The sequence below is a fragment of the Brachybacterium sp. EE-P12 genome, assembly GCF_003711805.1.
Classification (GTDB): Bacteria; Actinomycetota; Actinomycetes; order Actinomycetales; family Dermabacteraceae; genus Brachybacterium.
The window spans coordinates 363,951-383,924 of the sequence record NZ_QXCP01000009.1 but is presented as its reverse complement, the minus strand read 5'-3'; the positions used below and the strand labels follow the sequence as shown (position 1 = coordinate 383,924).

General features: G+C 71.1%; 18 protein-coding genes and 4 tRNA genes. 11 read left to right on the top strand and 11 right to left on the bottom strand.

Annotated features, from left to right (window positions below; genetic code table 11):
* Window positions 1-20 precede the first annotated feature (20 nt).
* The 5 genes from D1648_RS14020 to D1648_RS14000 all read right to left on the bottom strand — a co-directional run bounded on the left by D1648_RS14020 (window position 21) and on the right by D1648_RS14000 (window position 3,467).
* The gene (locus D1648_RS14020; RefSeq protein WP_122942897.1) at window positions 21-1,694 is read right to left on the bottom strand and encodes a formate--tetrahydrofolate ligase; all 1,674 of its coding nucleotides are present in this window, start codon (window positions 1,692-1,694) and stop codon (window positions 21-23) included.
* A 246-nt stretch (window positions 1,695-1,940) separates the two neighbouring features.
* Window positions 1,941-2,016: transfer RNA gene (locus D1648_RS14015), tRNA-Phe, on the bottom strand.
* Window positions 2,017-2,112: 96 nt separating this feature from the next.
* Entirely contained in the window at window positions 2,113-3,135 is a 1,023-nt protein-coding gene (locus tag D1648_RS14010; RefSeq protein ID WP_122942895.1) for an NADP-dependent oxidoreductase, read from the bottom strand.
* A 79-nt stretch (window positions 3,136-3,214) separates the two neighbouring features.
* Window positions 3,215-3,288: transfer RNA gene (locus tag D1648_RS14005), tRNA-Asp, on the bottom strand.
* 106 nt (window positions 3,289-3,394) lie between these two features.
* Window positions 3,395-3,467, bottom strand: a tRNA-Glu gene (locus tag D1648_RS14000).
* A gap of 123 nt (window positions 3,468-3,590) precedes the next feature.
* On the opposite strand from D1648_RS14000, the gene D1648_RS13995 reads away from it, so the two are divergent.
* On the top strand, window positions 3,591-3,956 hold the full coding sequence (locus D1648_RS13995; RefSeq protein ID WP_122942893.1) for a metallopeptidase family protein: 366 nt from the start codon (window positions 3,591-3,593) through the stop codon (window positions 3,954-3,956).
* Window positions 3,957-4,019: 63 nt separating this feature from the next.
* Here D1648_RS13995 and D1648_RS13990 read toward each other — a convergent pair whose 3' ends face one another.
* A complete protein-coding gene (locus D1648_RS13990) occupies window positions 4,020-4,688 on the bottom strand; it encodes a response regulator transcription factor (RefSeq protein ID WP_122943361.1) in 669 nt (222 codons plus the stop codon).
* Window positions 4,685-5,818: a sensor histidine kinase gene (locus D1648_RS13985; protein ID WP_241155503.1), complete on the bottom strand. Its 1,134-nt coding sequence runs from the start codon at window positions 5,816-5,818 to the stop codon at window positions 4,685-4,687. Before D1648_RS13985 ends, D1648_RS13990 begins: the two co-directional genes overlap by 4 nt.
* A 166-nt stretch (window positions 5,819-5,984) precedes the next feature.
* On the opposite strand from D1648_RS13985, the gene D1648_RS13980 reads away from it, so the two are divergent.
* From D1648_RS13980 to D1648_RS13955, 6 genes are all read left to right on the top strand, one after another.
* On the top strand, window positions 5,985-6,929 hold the full coding sequence (locus D1648_RS13980; protein ID WP_122942889.1) for an ABC transporter ATP-binding protein: 945 nt from the start codon (window positions 5,985-5,987) through the stop codon (window positions 6,927-6,929).
* A gap of 10 nt (window positions 6,930-6,939) precedes the next feature.
* A complete protein-coding gene (locus tag D1648_RS13975) occupies window positions 6,940-7,674 on the top strand; it encodes an ABC transporter permease (RefSeq protein WP_122942886.1) in 735 nt (244 codons plus the stop codon).
* A gap of 57 nt (window positions 7,675-7,731) precedes the next feature.
* Window positions 7,732-9,381: an alpha/beta hydrolase gene (locus D1648_RS13970; protein WP_122942884.1), complete on the top strand. Its 1,650-nt coding sequence runs from the start codon at window positions 7,732-7,734 to the stop codon at window positions 9,379-9,381.
* A gap of 115 nt (window positions 9,382-9,496) precedes the next feature.
* Window positions 9,497-9,569: transfer RNA gene (locus D1648_RS13965), tRNA-Thr, on the top strand.
* Between the two features lie 206 nt (window positions 9,570-9,775).
* Window positions 9,776-10,219: a Fur family transcriptional regulator gene (locus tag D1648_RS13960; protein WP_122942882.1), complete on the top strand. Its 444-nt coding sequence runs from the start codon at window positions 9,776-9,778 to the stop codon at window positions 10,217-10,219.
* 91 nt (window positions 10,220-10,310) lie between these two features.
* Window positions 10,311-11,822 (top strand): catalase, encoded by a 1,512-nt coding sequence (locus D1648_RS13955; RefSeq protein ID WP_122942879.1) that lies wholly within the window; start codon window positions 10,311-10,313, stop codon window positions 11,820-11,822.
* A gap of 131 nt (window positions 11,823-11,953) precedes the next feature.
* On the opposite strand, the gene D1648_RS13950 is transcribed toward D1648_RS13955, so the two are convergent.
* Window positions 11,954-12,337, bottom strand: coding sequence for a universal stress protein (locus D1648_RS13950; protein WP_122942877.1), 384 nt, complete (start codon window positions 12,335-12,337; stop codon window positions 11,954-11,956).
* A 66-nt stretch (window positions 12,338-12,403) separates the two neighbouring features.
* Window positions 12,404-13,075 (bottom strand): 1-acyl-sn-glycerol-3-phosphate acyltransferase, encoded by a 672-nt coding sequence (locus tag D1648_RS13945; RefSeq protein WP_122942875.1) that lies wholly within the window; start codon window positions 13,073-13,075, stop codon window positions 12,404-12,406.
* A gap of 209 nt (window positions 13,076-13,284) precedes the next feature.
* Here D1648_RS13945 and D1648_RS13940 point away from each other — a divergent pair, with 209 nt between their 5' ends.
* The 4 genes from D1648_RS13940 to nrdE all read left to right on the top strand — a co-directional run bounded on the left by D1648_RS13940 (window position 13,285) and on the right by nrdE (window position 18,193).
* A complete protein-coding gene (locus tag D1648_RS13940; RefSeq protein ID WP_122942872.1) occupies window positions 13,285-14,787 on the top strand; it encodes a Gfo/Idh/MocA family oxidoreductase in 1,503 nt (500 codons plus the stop codon).
* A gap of 591 nt (window positions 14,788-15,378) precedes the next feature.
* Complete coding sequence (gene nrdH / locus D1648_RS13935; RefSeq protein ID WP_010550466.1) at window positions 15,379-15,636, top strand: glutaredoxin-like protein NrdH; 258 nt, start codon at window positions 15,379-15,381, stop codon at window positions 15,634-15,636.
* A gap of 20 nt (window positions 15,637-15,656) precedes the next feature.
* Window positions 15,657-16,055: a class Ib ribonucleoside-diphosphate reductase assembly flavoprotein NrdI gene (gene nrdI / locus D1648_RS13930; RefSeq protein WP_122942870.1), complete on the top strand. Its 399-nt coding sequence runs from the start codon at window positions 15,657-15,659 to the stop codon at window positions 16,053-16,055.
* Window positions 16,056-16,060: 5 nt separating this feature from the next.
* Window positions 16,061-18,193, top strand: coding sequence for a class 1b ribonucleoside-diphosphate reductase subunit alpha (gene nrdE, locus D1648_RS13925; protein ID WP_122942867.1), 2,133 nt, complete (start codon window positions 16,061-16,063; stop codon window positions 18,191-18,193).
* Window positions 18,194-18,428: 235 nt separating this feature from the next.
* Here nrdE and D1648_RS17940 read toward each other — a convergent pair whose 3' ends face one another.
* Both D1648_RS17940 and D1648_RS13915 read right to left on the bottom strand, forming a co-directional pair.
* On the bottom strand, window positions 18,429-19,457 hold the full coding sequence (locus tag D1648_RS17940; RefSeq protein ID WP_164518723.1) for a permease prefix domain 1-containing protein: 1,029 nt from the start codon (window positions 19,455-19,457) through the stop codon (window positions 18,429-18,431).
* Complete coding sequence (locus D1648_RS13915) at window positions 19,454-19,789, bottom strand: PadR family transcriptional regulator (RefSeq protein WP_122942863.1); 336 nt, start codon at window positions 19,787-19,789, stop codon at window positions 19,454-19,456. Before D1648_RS13915 ends, D1648_RS17940 begins: the two co-directional genes overlap by 4 nt.
* Between the last annotated feature and the right edge of the window lie 185 nt (window positions 19,790-19,974).

The window sequence follows — 19,974 nt, the reverse complement described above, 5'->3', positions numbered from 1 at the left end:
CCTGTCGCCCGGATCCGGCCTCAGAACAGCCCGATCGACTCCCCGGCGTCCGTGACGCCCATGCGCAGGGCGGCCGGCTCCTTCGGCAGGCCCGGCATCGTCATGATCGCGCCGGTCAGGGCCACGACGAAGCCCGCCCCGATCTTCGGCACCAGATCGCGCACGTGCAGCACGTGCCCGGTGGGCGCGCCGAGCGCGGCGGGGTCGTCGGAGAAGGAGTACTGGGTCTTCGCCACGCACACCGGCAGCGTGTCCCAGCCGTTGCGCTTCAGCATCCGCAGCTGCGCCGGGGCGCGGTCCTCGAAGACGACGTCGTCGGCGCCGTAGACCTCGCGGGCGAGCGTGCGCAGGGACTCCTCGATCCCGGCTTCGGGGTCGTAGAGGTGGTGGAAGTCCGGGACGTCCTCCTCGATCGCGGCGAGGACCTGCTCGGCGACGGCGCGGCCGCCCTCCCCGCCCCTCGCCCACACCTCGGACAGCGCGGCGCGGAAGCCCTGCTCGCGCGCCCAGTCGAGCACCGCCTCGAGCTCCGCCTCGGTGTCGGAGGGGAAGCGGTTCAGCGCGATCACCGGCTCGATGCCGAACTTGCGCAGGTTCTCGACGTGCCGGGCGAGGTTCTCGGTGCCGCGCAGCGCGGCTTCGACGTCCTCGATCTCCAGGTCCGCCTTGGCGACGCCGCCGTGCAACTTCAGCGCCCGCACCGTCCCGACCACCACGGCGGCATCGGGGGAGAGGCCGCCCACGCGGGACTTGATGTCGAGGAACTTCTCCGCCCCCAGGTCGGAGCCGAAGCCGGCCTCGGTGACGGTGATGTCCGCGAGGGAGAGGGCCAGGCGGGTCGCGGCCAGGGAGTTGCAGCCGTGGGCGATGTTCGCGAAGGGGCCGCCGTGCACGAGCGCGGGCGTGCCTCCGAGGGTCTGCACGAGGTTCGGCAGCAGCGCGTCCTTGAGCAGCATAGTGATCGCCCCGCCCACGCCGAGGTCCGCGACCGACACCGGAGCGCGGTCGTAGCTGAAGCCCACGACGATCCGGTCGATCCGGGCCTGCAGGTCCTCGAGGTCCGCGGCCAGGCACAGCACCGCCATGATCTCGGAGGCGACGACGATGTCGAAGCCGTCCTCGCGCGGGACGCCCTGCGCGGGCCCGCCCAGCCCGATCACGATGCTGCGCAGGGCGCGGTCGTTGACGTCCACGACACGCTTCCACTGGATGCGGCGCGGATCGATGCCCAGCGCATTGCCCTGCTGGATGTGGTTGTCCACGAGCGCGGCGAGGGTGTTGTTCGCGATCTGGATGGCATGGAAGTCACCGGTGAAGTGGAGGTTGATGTCCTCCATCGGCACCACCTGGGCGTGCCCGCCGCCGGTCGCCCCGCCCTTGATGCCCATGATCGGGCCGAGCGCCGGCTCGCGCAGCGCGACCATCGTGCGCCGGCCCATGAGCGAGAACGCATCGGCGAGGCCGACGGTCGTGGTCGACTTGCCCTCGCCGGCCGGGGTCGGACTCATCGCCGAGACCAGCACCAGGCGCCCGGTGCGGCCGGTCGGCTCCATCCTGCGCACATCGACCTTGGCCTTGTCGGTGCCGTAGGGCACCAGCGCCTCGGCCGGCACCCCGGCCCGTTCGGCGATCGCGGTGATGGGCTCGAGCGTCGCCGCCTGAGCGATCGCGAGGTCGGGGTTCTCGGCTGACATCATCGTCCTCCACTGAGTGGTCGTCGCGTCGGGGCGTCGGTGCCCGGGCGGTGTCGGGCCCCAGCCTACGGGGCGCGGGCCTGCAGCCCGTGCCTCCGTCGGCACCTGGTCACCTGCCGGCGGATGGCGTCCCACTACGACGATATCGCCGTAGCGGGACGCCATCCGCCACTGCATGACCATCCAGCTCGGCCGACGTGCCGCAGACGACGACGAAGCCCCCTGGCGGACCAGGGGGCTTCGTGGTGGTGGCTCCGACCGGCGTCGATCCGGTGACCTTTCGATTTTCAGTCGAACGCTCTACCAACTGAGCTACAGAGCCGTGGTCGCGCAGGCGACCGAGGACAAGCGTAACAGCCGCGGAGGGGTGCCTCCCACCCGGCAGGGCCCGGTGAGAGGCACACCACGGCGCCGCTCGTCAGGAGACCCTGATGAGCGTCTTGCCGAGGTTGTCCCCGCGCAGCATGCCCACGAAGGTCTCCGGTGCGCGGTCCAGCCCCTCCGTGACGTCCTCGGTGTAGCGCACCTGTCCGTTCTCGACCCAGGTGCTCATGTCGCGCAGGAAGTCGTCGAAGAGAGTCGGCACGAACTCGCGCTGGATGAAGCCCCGCAGGGTGAGGCTCTTGGCGAGCACCTGGCCGAGGAGGGCGCCGCTGCGGTCCGGCCCCTCGGGCAGGGAGGTCGCGTTGTAGCTCGCGGCCAGCCCGCACACGGGCACCCGTGCGAACTCGTTCAGCAGCGGCAGCACGGCGTCCCACACCGCTCCGCCGACGTTCTCGAAGTACACGTCGATGCCGTCCGGTGCGGCCTCGGCGAGACGGCCGGGGAGGTCCGGCGCACGATGGTCGAGCGCCGCGTCGACGCCGAGCTCCTGCAGATGGGCGACCTTGCGGGCACCGCCGGCGATACCGATGGTGCGGGCGCCGCTCAGGTGCGCGATCTGGGCGACCGCGGAGCCGACGGGGCCGGTCGCCGCGGCCACGGCGAGCGTCTCCCCGGGACGTGGTCGACCGATCGCGGTGAGCCCGGCGTAGGCGGTGAAGCCTGGCATGCCGAGCACCCCCAGTGCCGTGGTGACGGGCGCGCGGGACGGGTCCAGCACGCGCAGCCCTGAAGCGTCCTCGACGCTGTACTCCTGCCAGCCGCCGTAGCCGAGCACGATGTCGCCGGGGGAGACGGCGTCGGAGGCGGACTCGACGACCTCCGCGACGGTGCCGCCGACGATCACGTCCCCGACCTCCATCGGTGCGGCGTAGGACTTCGCATCGCTCATGCGCCCGCGCACGTACGGGTCCAAGGAGACGTACCGGGTGCGCAGCAGCGCCTGGCCGGGCCCGGGCGAGGGGACCGGTGCGGTGTCGCGGAGGAAGTCCGACGGGACCGGTTCACCGTGCGGGCGGGAGGCGAGGCGGATCAGATGATTCCGGAGGTCGGTGCTCATCCCTCGAGCGTAGGCGGTGCGGGCCGGGCCGGGACAGCGAGAAGGCCCCGGAACGATGTTCCGGGGCCTTCTGGAGGGGCGACCCTGACCGGGCTTGAACCGGCGACCTCCGCCGTGACAGGGCGGCACTCTAACCAACTGAGCTACAGGGCCTTGCTTGGTGTCTCCGCTGCTCGCTTCGACCTGGATAACTCTACCGGACGTTCCCGGGGCTCACGACCACTTTCGCTGTGAGCCGCCTCGCACCTCGGCGGAGCAGTACCCCCAACGGGATTCGAACCCGTGTCGCCGGCGTGAAAGGCCGGTGTCCTGGGCCACTAGACGATGGGGGCCCGAGCAGTCGTGACTGCCCGTGCCAGAGCATACCCACCGGCCCGGCACGGGCGCCCGCGAGTTGGGCGCGATGCGTCCTATCCGACACCGCGGGCGGCCCGGCGGCGTGGTTCGATGGCGGCATGATCAGCATCAGCCGCGAGGAGTTCGAGGAGGCGGTCGACGACGCCCTGGACTCGCTGCCCGAGGAGATCGCGCGCGCGATCGCCGAGGCGAACCTCGCGATCCTCGTCGAGGAGGAGCCGACGCGCGAGCAGGCGGGCGGCGCGGAGCTGCTGGGCCTGTACGAGGGGGTGCCTCTGGATCGGCGCTCGGTGTTCGACGGCTTCCGCCAGCCGGACCGGATCTTCGTCTTCCGCGGTCCGCTGCAGCGCCACGCCCGCTCCCGCGAGCACCTGGTGCGGGAGATCGCGGTGACGGTGCTGCACGAGCTGGGCCATCTCTTCGGGATCAGCGACGAGCGCCTCCACGAGCTGGGCTGGGGGTGAACGACGCGCTGTCGCGCCGACGGGCCGCCGTCGCCGGTGCGCCGTCGCCGGTGCGCCGTCCGCTCAGACCTGGTCCGCGTCCAGGTCCGTCAGCCCGGCCTCGTGGGCGATGATCGCGATCTGCACCCGGTTGGTGCAGTCGAGCTTCGCGAAGATCTTCGAGACGTGCGCCTTCACCGTCGCCTCGCTCATGAACAGGCGCATCCCGATCTGCGCGTTGGACAGCCCCGCGCCGACCGCGCCGAGCACCTCGGTCTCCCGCTCGGTGAGCTGGTCCAGGCCCGGGTGGCGCTCCTGCCGGGCGCCGGGGTTCGCGTCGGAGAAGTGGGAGAGCATCCGGCGCGTCACGGTGGGGGAGAGCATCGCCTCGCCGCCGGCGACCACGTGCACGGCCCGGGCGAGGTCCTGGGGCGGGGTGTCCTTGAGCAGGAACCCGCTGGCCCCGGCCTCGAGCGCCTGGAAGACGTACTCGTCCATGTCGAAGGTGGTCAGCATGATGATCTTCGGCGGGCTGGGCAGCGCCGTGACCGCCTTGGTCGCGGCGATTCCGTCGAGGGTGGGCATGCGCACGTCCATCAGCAGCACGTCGGGGCGGTGCTTCTGCACGAGCGGCACGGCCTCGGAGCCGTCGGCCCCCTGCCCCACCACCTCGATGCCGGGATCGGCGCCCAGGATCATCGCCAGGCCCGCCCGGACCAGGGAGTCGTCGTCGATCAGTCCCACGCGTCTCACGTCGCCGTCGGCCACGGGATCACCGCCCTCACTTCGAATCGTCCGTCGTCGGTGGGGCCCGAGGTGATGGACCCTCCCGCGTGGGTCACGCGCGTCTCGATGCCGGAGAGCCCCATCCGGGCCCCCGGCAGATCCGTCGTGAACCCCTTGGGGAGCACATTACTGACCTCGATCACGAGGTCGGTGCCGGGCTCGCCGATCAGCGCGACGCGGGCCCGCGTGTGCATGGCGTGCTTGTGGATGTTGGTCAGCCCCTCCTGCACCACCCGGTAGGCGGTGCGGGCCAGGGGGTCCGGGACGGGGTCGTCGATGAAGTCGAACAGGTCCACCGACACCCCCGCCTCCTGCGAGGTGGTGACCAGGCGCCGCACGTCGTCCCAGGTGGGCTGCGGGGCCAGCGGCGCCTGGTCCTCGTCGCCGCGCAGCACCCCCAGCACCTCCCGCAGCTCCGAGAGCGCGGTCGTGGCGGTGCCGCGGATGAGGGCGGCGGACTGCTGGACCTGCTCCCGATCCGCCCCGGGGTTCACCTCGAGCGCCCCGGCCTGCAGCGCGACCAGCGAGATCTTGTGCGCGACGATGTCGTGCATCTCGCGGGCGATGCGGGTGCGCTCGGCGCGGCGCGCCTGCTCCTCCGCCGCGGCCCGTCCCGACTCGGCCTGCTCGGCCCGCTCCCGCAGCTCGGCGAGCAGGGCGCGCCTCACCGACGTGTACAGCCCGATCGAGGTCGCCGCGGCGACCAGCAGCGTGGTCAGCGCGATCGTCATCATCGCGGCCGCGGGCTCGTCGCCCATCAGCAGCAGCGGGGTCAGCGTCGCGGTCCCTGCGGCCAGCAGCGCGAACAGCAGGGTCAGCAGCCGGTTCGGGCAGCGGGTGGCGAAGGTGTAGGTCGCGATGACCAGCACCGTGATCGATCCCGAGACGGCGTTGAGCACCTGCACCAGCGGCAGCAGCCACGGCCAGTGCCGGTGGCGGGCCAGCAGCGCGAGGCCGAGCAGGAGGGCGAGGCCGCCCTGCCAGAGGCCCAGCGCGGTGGCGGCGAGGAGCGTCTGCGTCCCCGCCTCCGCGACGACGGCGGCCACGATCAGGCCCTCCTGCCAGCGGCGACGTGCAGGCGCTCCCGGATGATCCACCCCGTCACTGTAACGGCGTGCGCCGCGCGACCGAGCCCGTGGGCCTGCCGACGGAGGCGTCGGCGACGATCGTCGATCGGCCGACGGGCGGGGCCCGACGATGGTCGCCCGGGCGCGGGCCCGAGGTCGCTGTCGCGGCGGCCGACGGAGGAGGAGCGTGGAGCCCATGACCTCCACGACCTCCTCGGCGCCGACCCTCGAGCTGCGCGCGCTGACCAAGCGCTACGGCGCCCGTCCGGCCGTCGACGGCCTGAGCTTCGAGTGCCGCCCCGGCACCGTCACCGGCTTCCTGGGCCCCAACGGTGCGGGGAAGTCCACGACCCTGCGCATCCTCACCGGCCTCGCCGAGGCCGACGAGGGCGCGGCGCTGATCGGCGGTCGCCGCTACCGCGAGCTGGAGCGCCCCGCCCGCACGATCGGCGTGATGCTCGACGCCGGGTCGCTGCACGGCGGCCGCAGCGGGCTCGAGACCCTGCGCCTGGTCGCCCGCACGCTCGGGATGCCCGCCGCCCGGGCCGAGGAGGTGCTGGAGATCGTCGGTCTCGCCGCCGCCGCGCGGAAGCGGGTCTCCGGCTACTCCTACGGCATGCGCCAGCGGCTCGGGATCGGCGTCGCGCTGATGGGCGACCCCTGCGTGCTCGTGCTCGACGAGCCGGCCAACGGCCTGGACCCCGAGGGGATCCGCTGGATGCGCCGGCTGCTGCGCTCCTTCGCCGACGCGGGCGGCACCGTGCTGCTGTCCAGCCACCAGCTGCGCGAGGTCGAGGCGACCGTGGACCACCTGGTGGTGATCTCCGGCGGGCGCCTCGTGCGCGAGGGGCCCCTCGAGGAGCTCACCGCGGTCGCCGGCACCCGGGTCGCCGCCCTGGACGAGACCGCGCTGCGTCGAGCCCTGGACGCGCACGGCATCGCCTTCGAGCCGCGCGCGGACGGCGAGCTCGCCGTGAGCCTCGCCCCGGAGGACATGGGCCGCCTCGCCCTGCGCGAGCAGCTCGTGCTCACCTCCCTCGGCGCGGACGTCGGAGCCGGCCTCGAGGAGGTGTTCTTCTCCCTGACCGGGCAGGAGGAGCCGATCGCCGACGAGCCCGCCCCCGCCCTCCGCACCGCCTGAAGGAGACCCCGTGCGACCCGACATCGACCTGCGCGCCGCCCTCGACACCCGCGGCGCCGCGATCCTGCTGCCCCTGTCCCTGCTCGCGGTGATCGGCTTCGCCGCGCTCGGTGGGCTGCTCCAGCCGGCGCTGACCCCCGATGCGACCTCCGACCTCGAGTCGACGGTCTTCGTGCTCACCCTGCCGCTGAGCCTGATCATCCCGGTGCTGACCGTGTGGATCACCGCGGGGGAGTGGTCCGACCGCTCCATCCAGACCACCCTCCTGCAGCGCCCCGGCCGCCTCGGCGTGCTCGCCTCGAAGTGCCTCGCGGCGCTCACGGTGTTCGCGGTGCTCGTGGCGGTCTCGATCGGGCTCGCCGCGGCGAGCACGTGGATCGGAGGGGAGCTGATCGGCGAGGGCGCGGACCTCTCCAGCATCGACGGCGTGATGACCACGCAGCTCGCGACGCTCACGGCGACCTTCCTGTTCTCCCTCGCGATGGGCGTCGCACTGCAGTCGACGGTGCTGGGCCTGGTCGCCGCGATCGGCGTGCCCTTCGTGGTGGGGACCGCCGGCACGCTCGCGGCGGCCTTCGGCTCGGAGACGCTGGCCGACGTGATCCGCGCGGTGGACCTCTCCTCCGCGGCGGTCGCGCTGGCCGACGGGTCCGCGGGAGCCTTCGAGCTGCTGCCGCTGCTGCTGCTCGTGGCGGTGCCCGTCGTGCTCGGGGCGCAGCGGTGGAGGCATCGCGAGATCGGCTGAGATGCCGCCTAGGATGGCCGGGCCCGTCGGATGCTCCCCCATGGACAAGGACCCCGCATGACGCCTCTTCCCGGCACCCGCAGCCCGCTCTCCCGCCTCGCCGCCGCGACGGCCGTGGCGGTGATGCTCCTGGCGGGGTGCACCGAGGGCTCCGTGCCCCAGGGCGGTGCCTCCGAGGGCGGGTCCTCCGCAGCGAGCGACGAGGGCGGCGCGACCGCCGCACCCGAGGACGACTCCCCGGCGCTCCAGGAGACAGGGAGCTCCGCGGCGCTGGACCTGCCGACCGACCCCGCCGAGGACCCGGCCTACGAGGCCTACTACTCCCAGCAGATCGACTGGGGCACCTGTGAGGACCTGATGGTCGAGGACGCCGAGTGCGGCACGCTCACGGTGCCGCTGGCCTGGGACGACCCGGGCGCCGGCGACATCGAGATCGCCGTGGCGCGGGTCGCGGCCGAGGGCGAGTCCCGGGGCTCGCTCGTGGTGAATCCCGGCGGCCCCGGCGGCTCGGGCGTGAACTTCCTCGAATCGGCCCCCTATCTCATCTCGCCCGAGGTGCGCGCGGGCTATGACCTGGTGGGCTTCGATCCGCGCGGCGTGAACCGCTCCGCGGGCATCGAGTGCCTCGACGACGCGGAGACCGACGAGTACCTCTCCGCGACCGGCGAGCCGGGCACCGAGGAGGCGAGCGAGCTCGCCGAGGAGTGGGGCACCCGCGTGGCCGAGGCCTGCGAGGCGAACTCCGGGGACGAGCTGCCCTACGTGGACACCTACTCCGCCGCGCGCGACATGGACGTGCTGCGCGCCGCGCTCGGCAGCGAGGAGCTGGACTACCTCGGCTACTCCTACGGCACCTATCTCGGGGCGAGCTACGCCGAGCTCTACGCCGACCGCGTGGGCCGCTTCGTGCTCGACGGCGCGCTGGACCCCGACATGTCGATGAACGAGTTCTCCGCCGGGCAGGCCGAGGGCTTCGAGCACGCGATCGAGGCCTTCCTCGCCGACTGCCTCGAGCAGGGGGACTCCTGCCCCTTCCGCGGCGAGGTGCCCGAGGCGAAGCAGCAGCTGCAGAGCTTCTTCGACAGCGTGGACGAGACCCCGCTGGACACCGGCGACCCCGACCGTCCCCTGACCGGGGCGCTGGCCCGCTCCGCAGTGCTGGTGCTGCTCTACGACGACGCCCAGTGGGAGATGGGCCGGCAGGCGCTCGCCTCGGCGATGAGCGGCGACGGCGCGGATCTGCTGTACATCTCGGACCTCTCCTCCGAGCGCCGGGCCGACGGCTCCTATCGCACCAACGCCGCCTTCGCGATCTCCGCGGTGAACTGCCTGGACCATCCCGGCGTCGCCGACGAGGAGTGGGTCGCGCAGGAGGCCGACCGCCTGGCCGAGGAGTTCCCGACCTTCGGTCCGATGCTCGGCGGGGACGGCTGCGCCCAGTGGCCCGTCGATCCCGTCCGGGAGCCGGGTCCGATCAGCGCCGAGGGCTCCGGTCCCATCGTCGTCATCGGCACCACGGGCGATCCCGCGACGCCGTACGAGTGGGCGCAGAACCTCTCCTCCCAGCTGGACGAGGGCGTGCTGCTGACCTTCGAGGGCGAGGGGCACACCGCCTATGGCCGCTCGGGCGGCTGCATCGAGGAGCAGGTCGACGCCTATCTCCTCGAGGGCACGGTGCCCGAGGACGGGCTGCGCTGCGGAGGCTGACGAGGGGGCGACGAGGGCTGCGCCGCCGAGGGTGACGCGGATCGCGCCTGCGCGCTTTGCGCCTGGCCAGGCAGGTCACGTACAGTGAACCGGTCCGCCGCGCATGCGCGGCGACGCCGCCTTAGCTCAGTCGGTAGAGCGATTCACTCGTAATGAATAGGTCGCCGGTTCGATTCCGGCAGGCGGCTCCCCAGGTCAGGCCCGGCACTCCTCTCGGAGGCCGGGCCTGTCGCGTGTCGGGGATGCCCATCCTGAGGCCCGAGCACGTCGAGCCCGGACGGCTGGTGCCGTGCCCGCGCCCCGTTCGCGCCCCTCGTCCGTCCGCTGCGCTGCTCGCTCGACTGGGCCGAGACGCTTTCTTGAGATTGTCCAGATAAGTGGTTACAGTGGAGCCATGACGACCACCGACCACACCTCCGCCCTGCGCGGAGTCGGCCTGCGCGTGACCGCTCCGCGGCTCGCGACGCTGGCCGCGGTCGAGGCACATCCGCACTCGGATGCGGAGACCATCGCCCAGGCCGTGCGCGAGCACCTGGGCACCGTCTCCCGCCAGGCCGTCTACGACGTGCTCAACGCCCTCTCCGACGCCGAGCTGCTGCGCCGCGTCTCCGTCGGCGGTCGCAGCATGCGCTACGAGATGCACCGTCACGACAACCATCACCATCTGGTGTGCCGCAGCTGCGGGCGTCTCGAGGACGTCCCCTGCGCCGTCGGCGCGGCCCCATGCCTCATCCCGCACGAGGACCACGGCTTCTCCATCGAGATGGCCGACGTGGTCTACCGCGGCCTGTGCACCGAGTGCCGCGAGCGAGAGGCCACCACCCCCCGAACCCCCTGAGCCGGTCCCGCCGGCGCAGGGTCCCTGACCGCCCACCACTGTCAGAACGTTTAGACACGACCTGTCAGAAAACCATCCCGAGGAGAACTCCATGACCCAGCTGGATCCCACGGCCCATCACGATTCGTCGATCGCCTCGACCACCGAGTCCGGCGCGCCCCGCGAGTCCGATGCGCACTCGCTGAGCGTCGGCGCCGACGGCCCGCTCCTGCTCCACGACGTCGCCCTGGTCGAGAAGCTCGCCCGCTTCGATCGCGAGCGCGTCCCGGAGCGCAGCCCCCATGCGAAGGGCTCCGGCGCCTTCGGCGAGTTCGAGGTCACCGAGGACGTCTCGCAGTACACCAAGGCCGGCTTCCTGCAGAAGGGCGTCAAGACCCCGCTGCTGGCCCGTTTCTCCACCGTCGCCGGCGAGCTGGGCTCGCCCGACACCTGGCGGGACGTGCGCGGCTTCGCGCTGAAGTTCTACACCCAGGAGGGGAACTTCGACATGGTCGGCAACAACACGCCGATCTTCTTCGTGCGCGATCCCATGAAGTTCCCCGACTTCATCCACTCCCAGAAGCGCACCCCGGATTCCGGCCTGCGCTCCAACACCATGCAGTGGGACTTCTGGGCGAACTCCCCCGAGAGCGCCCACCAGGTCACCTACCTCATGGGCGACCGCGGCCTGCCCAAGACCTGGCGTCACATGAACGGCTACTCCTCCCACACGTACCTGTGGGTGAACGAGGCCGGCGAGAAGTTCTGGGTCCAGTACCACTTCCTCACCGAGCAGGGTCTGGAGTTCCTCACCAACGAGGAGGCCGACGAGCTCGCCGGCACCGATGCGGACTACCACCGCCGCGACCTCTTCGAGTCCATCGAGAACGGGGACTTCCCGTCCTGGCGGCTCGAGGTCCAGGTCATGCCCTACGAGGACGCGAAGACCTACCGCTTCAACCCCTTCGACCTCACCAAGACCTGGTCGAAGAAGGACTACCCGCGCATCCCGGTGGGCCGGTTCACCCTGAACCAGAACCCCGTCAACCACTTCGCGCAGGTCGAGCAGGCCGCCTTCAGCCCCTCGAACACGGTGCCGGGCACCGGCGTCTCCCCGGACAAGATGCTGCTGGGCCGTGTCTTCTCCTACCCGGATGCGCACCGCAACCGGATCGGCACCAACTTCAACCAGCTGCCCGTGAACCGTCCGATCATCGCCACGAACTCCTACGACAAGGAGGGCGCGATGAACTTCTTCCACAGCGGCGACGCGCCGGTCTACGCGCCGAACTCCTTCGGCCGCGCCTACCAGGACGAGCAGGGGAAGGTCGACAACGGCTGGGAGTCCGACGGCACGCTGGTGCGCTCGGCCTACTCCCTCCACGCCGAGGACGACGACTTCGGCCAGGCCCACACCCTGATCCGCGAGGTCATGGACGAGGCCGAGCGCGGGCGTCTGATCGACACGGTCACCGGTGCGCTGTCGACCGTCGAGGAGCCGGTGCTCTCGAAGGCCTTCCAGTACTGGAAGAACATCGACCAGGAGGTCGGCGAGACCATCGAGGCCAAGGTCAAGGCTGGTCAGACGGAGCAGGTCCCCGGCGCGGACCCCGTCTCCGAGTGATGCTCCGTCGCTCGACCGTCTGAGCGGTCCTGCACAGCACGGCGGCCCGGCCCCTTCCGAGGAGGGGTCGGGCCGCCGTCGTCGTGCCGGGGAACGCCGTCGTGCTCGGCGTCGTCGTCGCGGTGGCGCGCTCAGACGACCAGCACGTCGCTGGGGGAGGAGAGCAGGAGCTTCTGCACGGTCAGGCCGAGCAGGTGGCGGGCGAGGTCGTTCTGGCGTCGCACGCCGAGCACGAGCAGCTCCGCCTTCTCCTCCTCGACCACCTGCAGCAGGACGTCGGCGATGTCGTCCTCGGTGGTCTCCTGGCGGAAGGCGACGCGCACGGTCGCGCGGCGGAGCTGGTCGCGGGCGATCTCGAGCTGCTGGTCATCGGCGTGGCGAGGATCCTCCTCGACCCCGGCGCGCAGCACGTTGACCACCACGAGCGGGCCGCCGCGCTGCTCGGCCTCCTCGCGAGCCGCGGTCAGCGCCTTGAAGCCCACCTCGGTGGGGATGAATCCGACGACGACGGCCATCTGCTCTCCTGGCTGGGATGCGGTGCGGGCATCGGCCGCCACTGCGGCGTGCGGCCTGCTGTGATCCTACTGGTCCTGGGGCCGTGCTGAGGAGTCGTAGGCCCTGCGCTGACCGGACAGCGCCTGGATCTCGTCCATGACCCGCGCGGTCAGCAGGCGACGACGCACCCCCTTCGAGGCGGTGGGGTCGATCTCCTCGATCCGGATCGGGGTGCCCACCCGGATCGTCATCTCCCCGCGGCGCGGGATCAGGGAGGAGAACATGTGCTGGGTGCCCTTGACCCCGACGGGGATCACGGGGCAGCCGGACTCGAGCGCGAGCCAGGCGGCTCCCTGCTTGCCCGGATGGAGCAGGCCGTCCTTGGAGCGGTGCCCCTCGGGGTAGACGGCGAACCCCTCGCCGCTGCGCAGCACCTCGAGGCCGGCCTGGAGGGCGCCCTTGCCGGAGGAGAGCGCCTCGCGGTCCACCGGCACTGCGCCGACGGCGTCGAAGAACCAGCGCAGCACCGCCCCGTGCGGCCCCTTCTGCGTCCACAGCGAGTCCTTGGCCACGAAGCGGACCGGGCGCGGCAGCACCACGGGGATCATGAAGCTGTCGATGTTGGCCAGATGGTTCGAGGCGATGACGAAGCCGCCTTCGCGAGGGACGTTCTCCAGCCCGCTGACCCGCGGGTTCCACAGCAGTCCCACGGGACCGCGCACGACAGCGCGGGCCCCGGTGTAGAAGCGTCCGACCACAGGTCCTCCTCAGGCGTTCGGTCAGCGCCCTACGATAGCGCCGCGTCGGAGGCCGGGGTGACGGTGACCGAGAGCTCGAGCTCCGGGCCGGTGTGGTAGAACAGGCGTGCGATCGTGCCTGGTCCTGGCGCGATGCCGGAGAGGGCCCGGCGCCCGTCGGCCCGACGGAGCAGCCGCCCCCGACTGCCGAGCCCCCGAGGAGCCTGTCGATGCCGAAGATCCTGAACGTCGCCGTGATCGGCGCCGGAACCATGGCGCAGGCCGTGCACCTGCCCGTGCTGCGCCGGCGCTGGGACCGGTTCGCCGTCGCCGCGCTGGTCGACCACTCGCCCCGTCGGCGCCGCGAGGCCGCGGACGTGTGGGGGATCCCTGAGGAGCGGCGCTACGAGACGGTCGCCGATCTCGTGGCGGCCGTGCGCGCGCGGACCCTCGCGCTGGACGGGGTGCTGCTCTCGACCGACGGCCTGCACGTGGACGACCTGCTCGCCCTGGTGCGCCGCGGCATCCCGGTGATGGTCGAGCCGCCGCTGGGCTACTCCGCGGAGGAGATCGCGAAGGTCACCGAGTTCGAGCGGATCGCGGGACGGCGCCTGGTGATGATGGCCCACCCCCAGCAGTACGACGACTCCGTGACCCGGATGGCCGAGCACATCGCGGTGAAGGACCTGCGGATGGTGGACCACGAGGTGCTGATGCCCGCGAGCCAGCCGCTGTTCGGGCAGGCCCACGTGACGACCTCCTCCTACGACCTGCCCACCGAGAAGCGGACCGAGCGGCGCAAGGCCCTCCAGGCCGCGGTCGAGGCGGGGGCCGGGGACGGCGCCACCCAGCGCGACCGCGACCTCTACGTCAAGGGGCTGCTGACCGGGGTCGCCCACCAGATGGCGGTGACCGAGGCGGCCTACGGCCCGATCGCGAAGCTCGTCGCGGTGCGGCACTGGCCCAAGGGCGTGATCCCCGGCTCGATCGAGCTGCTGGGCGAGCTCGACAGCGGCGCGCAGGTGCGCCTGGTGTGGCACTACCTCCCCTTCGCCCCCGAGTACTCCGAGACGGTGCAGGTGCTCTCGGCCCGACGCCGCATGCGGCTGGAGCTGCCCGCCCCCTCCCACGGCGACTCCCGCTCGACCCTCTCGCTGCGGGAGAAGAAGTCCGGCGTCGTCCAGGAGACCGCGACCAGGGCGCCGAAGGGCGCGGCCGAGCTGATGTGGGAGGCGTTCCACGCCTTCGTCGAGAAGGGGGTCGCCCCCGTGGCGGGCGCCGCCGAGGCGCAGCGCCAGGTGACGCTGCTGCGTGAGGTGCTCGCGACCATCGTCGAGGCCGACGGGCGCAGCCTCGAGAAGGAGCCCGAGCAGGAGTCGGCGGAGACCGGCATGGAGTCGGAGGCGGAGACTGCGGAGCAGGCCGACGGCGAGCAGGCCGACGGCGAACCGGGTGCGGCCGAACCGGGTGCGGCCGAGCCGGACACGGCTGAGCCGGGCGCGGCCGACGCACCGGCCTCCTCGGCGACCGGCGAGGGCGAGCCCGCGCCGGAGACCCTCGAGCAGCCTGCCGCCCCGAGCGCCGAGGAGGTCGTGGACGTGTGGTCCGCGGAGCCGGTGCCCGAGGCCGAGCCGGACCCGACCGCCGAGCAGGGCTCCGCCCCCGCCGAGTCGGCTCCCGCCGCAGGGCAGGACCCCGCCGGCGGACCCGAGGCGGAGGACTCCGCGCGCTGAGCCGCCGCCTCGAGAGCCCCCGTCGTCCCCGTCCCCGGGGAGGGCGGGGGCTCTCGCCGTGCCGGGCCGGTCGCCGGGCTCCGCGCTGCAGCCGCGCGCCGGGCCGCGCACCGGGGGACGGGCGGGGGACGGACGGGGGACGACGGGGGAGGAGCGCGGGGACACGCCGACGACACGCCGAGGAGGTCGCGTGACACGCCGGGATCCACCTCACCCGAAGGCGCCGTCCGAGGGCTGCGCGGCCGGTTCCCGCGTCGGTCGTCCACCGCCGGCGTCGGGCACCGCAGCCACCGTCCACACCGGGATGTGCACGTCCCCGCCGTGTTCGCACGGGGCGCGGAGGCTCCGTCCCCAGCGAGTCCTCGTCCATCCACATGCCGTCAACATCGCATTGTGGATGACAGAGATGTAGTTCAGTACATCTTGTGGTCGTCTCACCCGGGCACCACTAGGTGTAGTGTTGTCGATGTCGCGGCGCGCCGGACTCCCCCGAGGAGTCCACAGCCTCGCGGCATGGTCCTCGGACCTCCGGAACATCTGCTCGACGCCCCGTCCTGCGCTTCGGCGCGACGCTCCTGAAAGGCCCTTCCCTTGGACATCACCGTGTACTCGAAGCCCCTCTGCGTGCAGTGCGATGCGACCAAGCGCGCGCTGAACAAGGCGGGTGTCGCCTACGACGTCGTCGACATCACCGAGGACGCCGACGCGCTCGCGAAGGTGAAGTCCCTCGGCTACGTCCAGGCCCCCGTCGTCATCACCGGCGAGGACCACTGGTCCGGCTTCCGTCCCGACAAGATCAAGGCGCTCGCGGGCGTCGGCGCCGAGCAGCGCCGCACCGCCGCGATCTGAGCAGCGGGGGAGGCGTCGGCGTGACCCGTCTCGTCTACTTCTCCTCGGTATCCGGCAACACCAAGCGCTTCGTCGAGAAGCTCGGCATGCCGGCCCGCCGGATCCCGCTCTACGCGAAGGAGGAGCCCCTCGTCGTCGACGAGGACTACGTCCTCCTGGTCCCGACCTACGGCGGGGGCAACGGCCGCGGTGCCGTGCCCAAGCAGGTCATCAAGTTCCTCAACGACGAACGCAACCGGCAGCACATCCGCGGCGTGATCGGTGCGGGGAACACCAACTTCGGGGAGGCCTACTGCTTGGCCGGGGACATCATCTCCGCCAAGTGCCAGGTCCCCCACATGTACAAGTTCGAACTGTTCGGTACTCCGCGCGACGTGACGCGGGTCCATGACGGATTGGAAGAGTTTTGGCGACACTGACCGAGATGCCCCCGGTCGAGCACAACCGGCGGCTCGACTACCACGCGCTGAACGCGATGCTGAACCTGTACGGGCCCGACGGCAGCATCCAGTTCGACAAGGACCGCGAGGCCGCGCGGGAGTACTTCCTGCAGCACGTGAACCCCAACACGGTGTTCTTCCACTCGCTGCGCGAGAAGATGGACTACCTCGTCGAGAACAAGTACTACGAGCCCGAGATCCTCGAGCAGTACGACTTCTCCTTCATCGAGTCGCTCTCCGAGCAGGCCTTCGCGAAGAAGTTCCGCTTCCCCACCTTCCTCGGCGCGTTCAAGTACTACACCTCGTACACGCTGAAGACCTTCGACGGCAAGCGGTACCTCGAGCGCTTCGAGGACCGCGTGGTGATGGTCGCCCTGACCCTCGCCCGCGGCGACGAGCAGCTCGCCCGCAACCTCGTCGACGAGATCCTCGACGGCCGCTTCCAGCCGGCCACCCCCACCTTCCTCAATGCCGGCAAGGCCCAGCGCGGAGAGCTCGTGAGCTGCTTCCTGCTGCGCATCGAGGACAACATGGAGTCCATCGGCCGCTCCATCAACTCCGCGCTGCAGCTGTCCAAGCGCGGCGGCGGCGTCGCGCTGCTGCTCTCGAACCTGCGTGAGTACGGCGCGCCGATCAAGCACATCGAGAACCAGTCCAGCGGCGTCATCCCCGTGATGAAGCTGCTCGAGGACTCCTTCTCCTACGCCAACCAGCTCGGGGCCCGCCAGGGCGCCGGTGCGGTGTACCTCAACGCCCACCACCCCGACATCCTGCGCTTCCTGGACACCAAGCGCGAGAACGCCGACGAGAAGATCCGCATCAAGACCCTCTCCCTCGGCGTGGTCATCCCCGACATCACCTTCGAGCTCGCGAAGAACAACGAGCCGATGTACCTGTTCTCCCCGTACGACGTGGAGCGCGAGTACGGCAAGCCCTTCGCGGACGTCAACGTCTCGGAGGTCTACCACGAGATGGTGGACAACCCCCGCATCTCGAAGAAGAAGATCAAGGCCCGCGACTTCTTCCAGGTCCTCGCCGAGATCCAGTTCGAGTCCGGCTACCCGTACATCATGTTCGAGGACACCGTGAACCGCGCGAACCCCATCGCCGGCAAGGTCACCCACTCGAACCTGTGCTCGGAGATCCTGCAGGTCTCGACCCCCTCGACCATGAACGTCGACCTCACGTACGACGAGCTGGGTCGGGACATCTCCTGCAACCTGGGCTCGCTGAACATCGCCAAGGCGATGGACTCCGAGGACTTCGCCCTCACCATCGAGACCGCGATCCGCGGCCTCAGCGCGGTCTCGGACACCTCGGACATCGAGTCCGTGCCCACGATCGCCGAGGGCAACCGCAAGTCCCACGCGATCGGCCTCGGCCAGATGAACCTCCACGGCTATCTCGCCCGCGAGCGGGTGTTCTACGGCTCCCAGGAGGGCATCGACTTCACCAACATGTACTTCTACGCGGTCACCTATCACGCCATCCTGGCGTCGATGAAGATCGCGAAGGAGCGCGGGGAGAAGTTCTACGACTTCGAGAACTCGAAGTACGCCACCGGCGAGTACTTCGAGAAGTACACCCAGCAGGTGTGGGAGCCCGCGACCGACAAGGTCCGCCAGCTGTTCGCCGACTCGAAGGTGCACCTGCCCACCGTCGAGGACTGGAAGCAGCTGCAGGCCGACGTCGCCGAGCACGGGATGTACAACGCCTACCTGCAGGCCGTGCCGCCCACCGGCTCGATCTCGTACATCAACCACTCCACCTCCTCGATCCACCCGATCGTCTCCAAGATCGAGATCCGCAAGGAGGGCAAGATCGGCCGGGTGTACTACCCCGCGCCGTACATGACCAACGACAACCTCGAGTACTACGAGGACGCGTACGAGATCGGCTACGAGAAGATCATCGACACCTACGCCGCGGCCACCCAGCACGTGGACCAGGGGCTGTCGCTGACGCTGTTCTTCAAGGACACCGCCACCACGCGCGACGTCAACCGGGCGCAGATCTACGCCTGGCGCAAGGGCATCAAGACCCTCTACTACATCCGCCTGCGGCAGATGGCGATCGAGGGCACCGAGGTCGAGGGCTGCGTGAGCTGCATGCTCTGACCGGTCCCGCCCGGATCATGATCGGCCCGTCCCGAGAGTTCTCGGGGCGGGCCGTTCGACGTCCCCGGGGAGGATCAGCGGCCGCAGCTCCCGGGCACGTGCGACGAGTGGCGCTGAGCCAGCATCCATCCCCGTATGCAGGGATGGATGCTGGCTGAGCGCCACCTGGTGCAACGGCCTGCGCCGCCGGGACCCCTCAGCGGTGGAACGGGAGCCCTCAGCGGTGGAGCAGGGCTCAGGCCCGACGGGCGCGCGGGCGGGGGTCGTCCTCGTCCCGGCGCAGGGCGACGGCGAGCCCGGACAGGCCCGCGTAGAGCACCCCGGCCACCGGCCACAGCACCCAGGAGAGGTGCCAGTCGCCGCTGAGGAAGCTCCATGCCAGGTAGGCCGCGACGACGACCGGCCAGTAGACCGCGGCGATCGCGCGGATCCCCGGGCTGCTGCTGTGCTCCGGCGAGTCCTCGTCCCTCTCCTGCAGCAGGGTCCCCGCCGCCGACTCCGCCCAGGTCCCTCGGATCATGACGGCGAGTCCCAGCGCGACCATCGCCAGGGTCAGGCCGACGCCGTAGAGCACGGTGAGGTCGTTCGCGCGGACCAGGAATGCGAAGAGCAGGGTGGGCAGGGCGCACAGGATCCACAAGCCGATCGCCACGGCGCCGCTGAGCGTGGAGGTGCGCCGGTGCTCGCGCTCGACCCGCTGGGCGTGCCCCCGCACCTCGGCGGTGAGGGTGAACTCCCCCTCCTCGATGTCCGCGAAGTCCTTCATGAGGGCGTCGCGCGCCACCAGCAGGAGCACGCCCGCGGTGACCAGCACCAGCACCGCGGCGATCCCGGACGCGACCGCCCAGCCCGCCGGGTCCCCCTGCGCATCCGGTGTGGCGGCGATCAGCAGCAGCAGCGGGACCGCGCAGAGCACGAACAGGGGCACCGCGGACGCCAGGAGCCACTGGGTGCGTCGCACGGCCTGGACGTAGGCGCGGGCGCGGTCCGTGCCGAGCACGGGGGCCGACGGCGTCGAGGTCGCCGCGGCGGTGGAGGAGCGGCCCAGCTCCGCATCGATCCCGAGCTCCGTGGCGACCTCCTCGAGGCTGCCGAACTCGGCGATCACGCGGCCCACGGCCTGGGACTCGGTGAGCCCGTCCGCGAGCAGGCCCTGCTGCTGGTCCTCCATCATGGCGCGCAGCTCGCGGCGTGCTTCCCGCAGCCGGGCGGTGTCGGGGTAGGGGGAGAAGAGGGTGTCGAGATAGGAGTCGATGACGTTCACGGGGCGTCCTTCCCTGTGGCGAAGTGGTCCACGAGCTCGCGGGTGCTGCGCCATTCGGCGCGTTTGGCCTCGAGCTGGTCGAGGCCGTCGGCGGTGAGCTCGTAGTAGGTGCGGGGCTTGCCCGTGGCGGAGACGTCCTCGTAGCTGTCGAGCTGGCCCTGGGACTGCAGGCGCTTGAGCGCGGTGTAGAGCGTGGTCTGCTTGATGAGATATTCCCCGCGGGAGCGGTCGGTGATGGTCCTGGAGATCTCGTAGGCGTACGAGGGGCGGGTCTCGAGGATCGCGAGCAGGATCAGGTCGATGTGGCCGCGGATCGCGTCGGCTCCGATCACTCCGGTGCCCTTCCTTCCGGTGGGTGACGGGGGATGCTCCGCCCAACGTACTACGGCACACGTAGTACGGCAACAGGGGTGCCGGAACGGCTCTCCGGGGCGTCCGATCACGGGACCTCGGTCCCGATGTGGGGCGCCGGACGGAACCTTGCGACCCAACATGTCGTGGTGACGGCGTGGCGCCG

Excerpts from the sequence above, each read along its gene's own strand:
- D1648_RS14020 (WP_122942897.1), bottom strand. The coding sequence starts at position 1,694 with ATGTCAGCCGAGAACCCCGACCTCGCGATCGCTCAGGCGGCGACGCTC.
- D1648_RS14010 (WP_122942895.1), bottom strand. The coding sequence starts at position 3,135 with ATGAGCACCGACCTCCGGAATCATCTGATCCGCCTCGCCTCCCGCCCG.
- D1648_RS13995 (WP_122942893.1), top strand. The coding sequence starts at position 3,591 with ATGATCAGCATCAGCCGCGAGGAGTTCGAGGAGGCGGTCGACGACGCC.
- D1648_RS13980 (WP_122942889.1), top strand. The coding sequence starts at position 5,985 with ATGACCTCCACGACCTCCTCGGCGCCGACCCTCGAGCTGCGCGCGCTG.
- D1648_RS13970 (WP_122942884.1), top strand. The coding sequence starts at position 7,732 with ATGACGCCTCTTCCCGGCACCCGCAGCCCGCTCTCCCGCCTCGCCGCC.
- D1648_RS13960 (WP_122942882.1), top strand. The coding sequence starts at position 9,776 with ATGACGACCACCGACCACACCTCCGCCCTGCGCGGAGTCGGCCTGCGC.
- D1648_RS13955 (WP_122942879.1), top strand. The coding sequence starts at position 10,311 with ATGACCCAGCTGGATCCCACGGCCCATCACGATTCGTCGATCGCCTCG.
- D1648_RS13950 (WP_122942877.1), bottom strand. The coding sequence starts at position 12,337 with ATGGCCGTCGTCGTCGGATTCATCCCCACCGAGGTGGGCTTCAAGGCG.
- D1648_RS13940 (WP_122942872.1), top strand. The coding sequence starts at position 13,285 with ATGCCGAAGATCCTGAACGTCGCCGTGATCGGCGCCGGAACCATGGCG.
- nrdE (WP_122942867.1), top strand. The coding sequence starts at position 16,061 with ATGCCCCCGGTCGAGCACAACCGGCGGCTCGACTACCACGCGCTGAAC.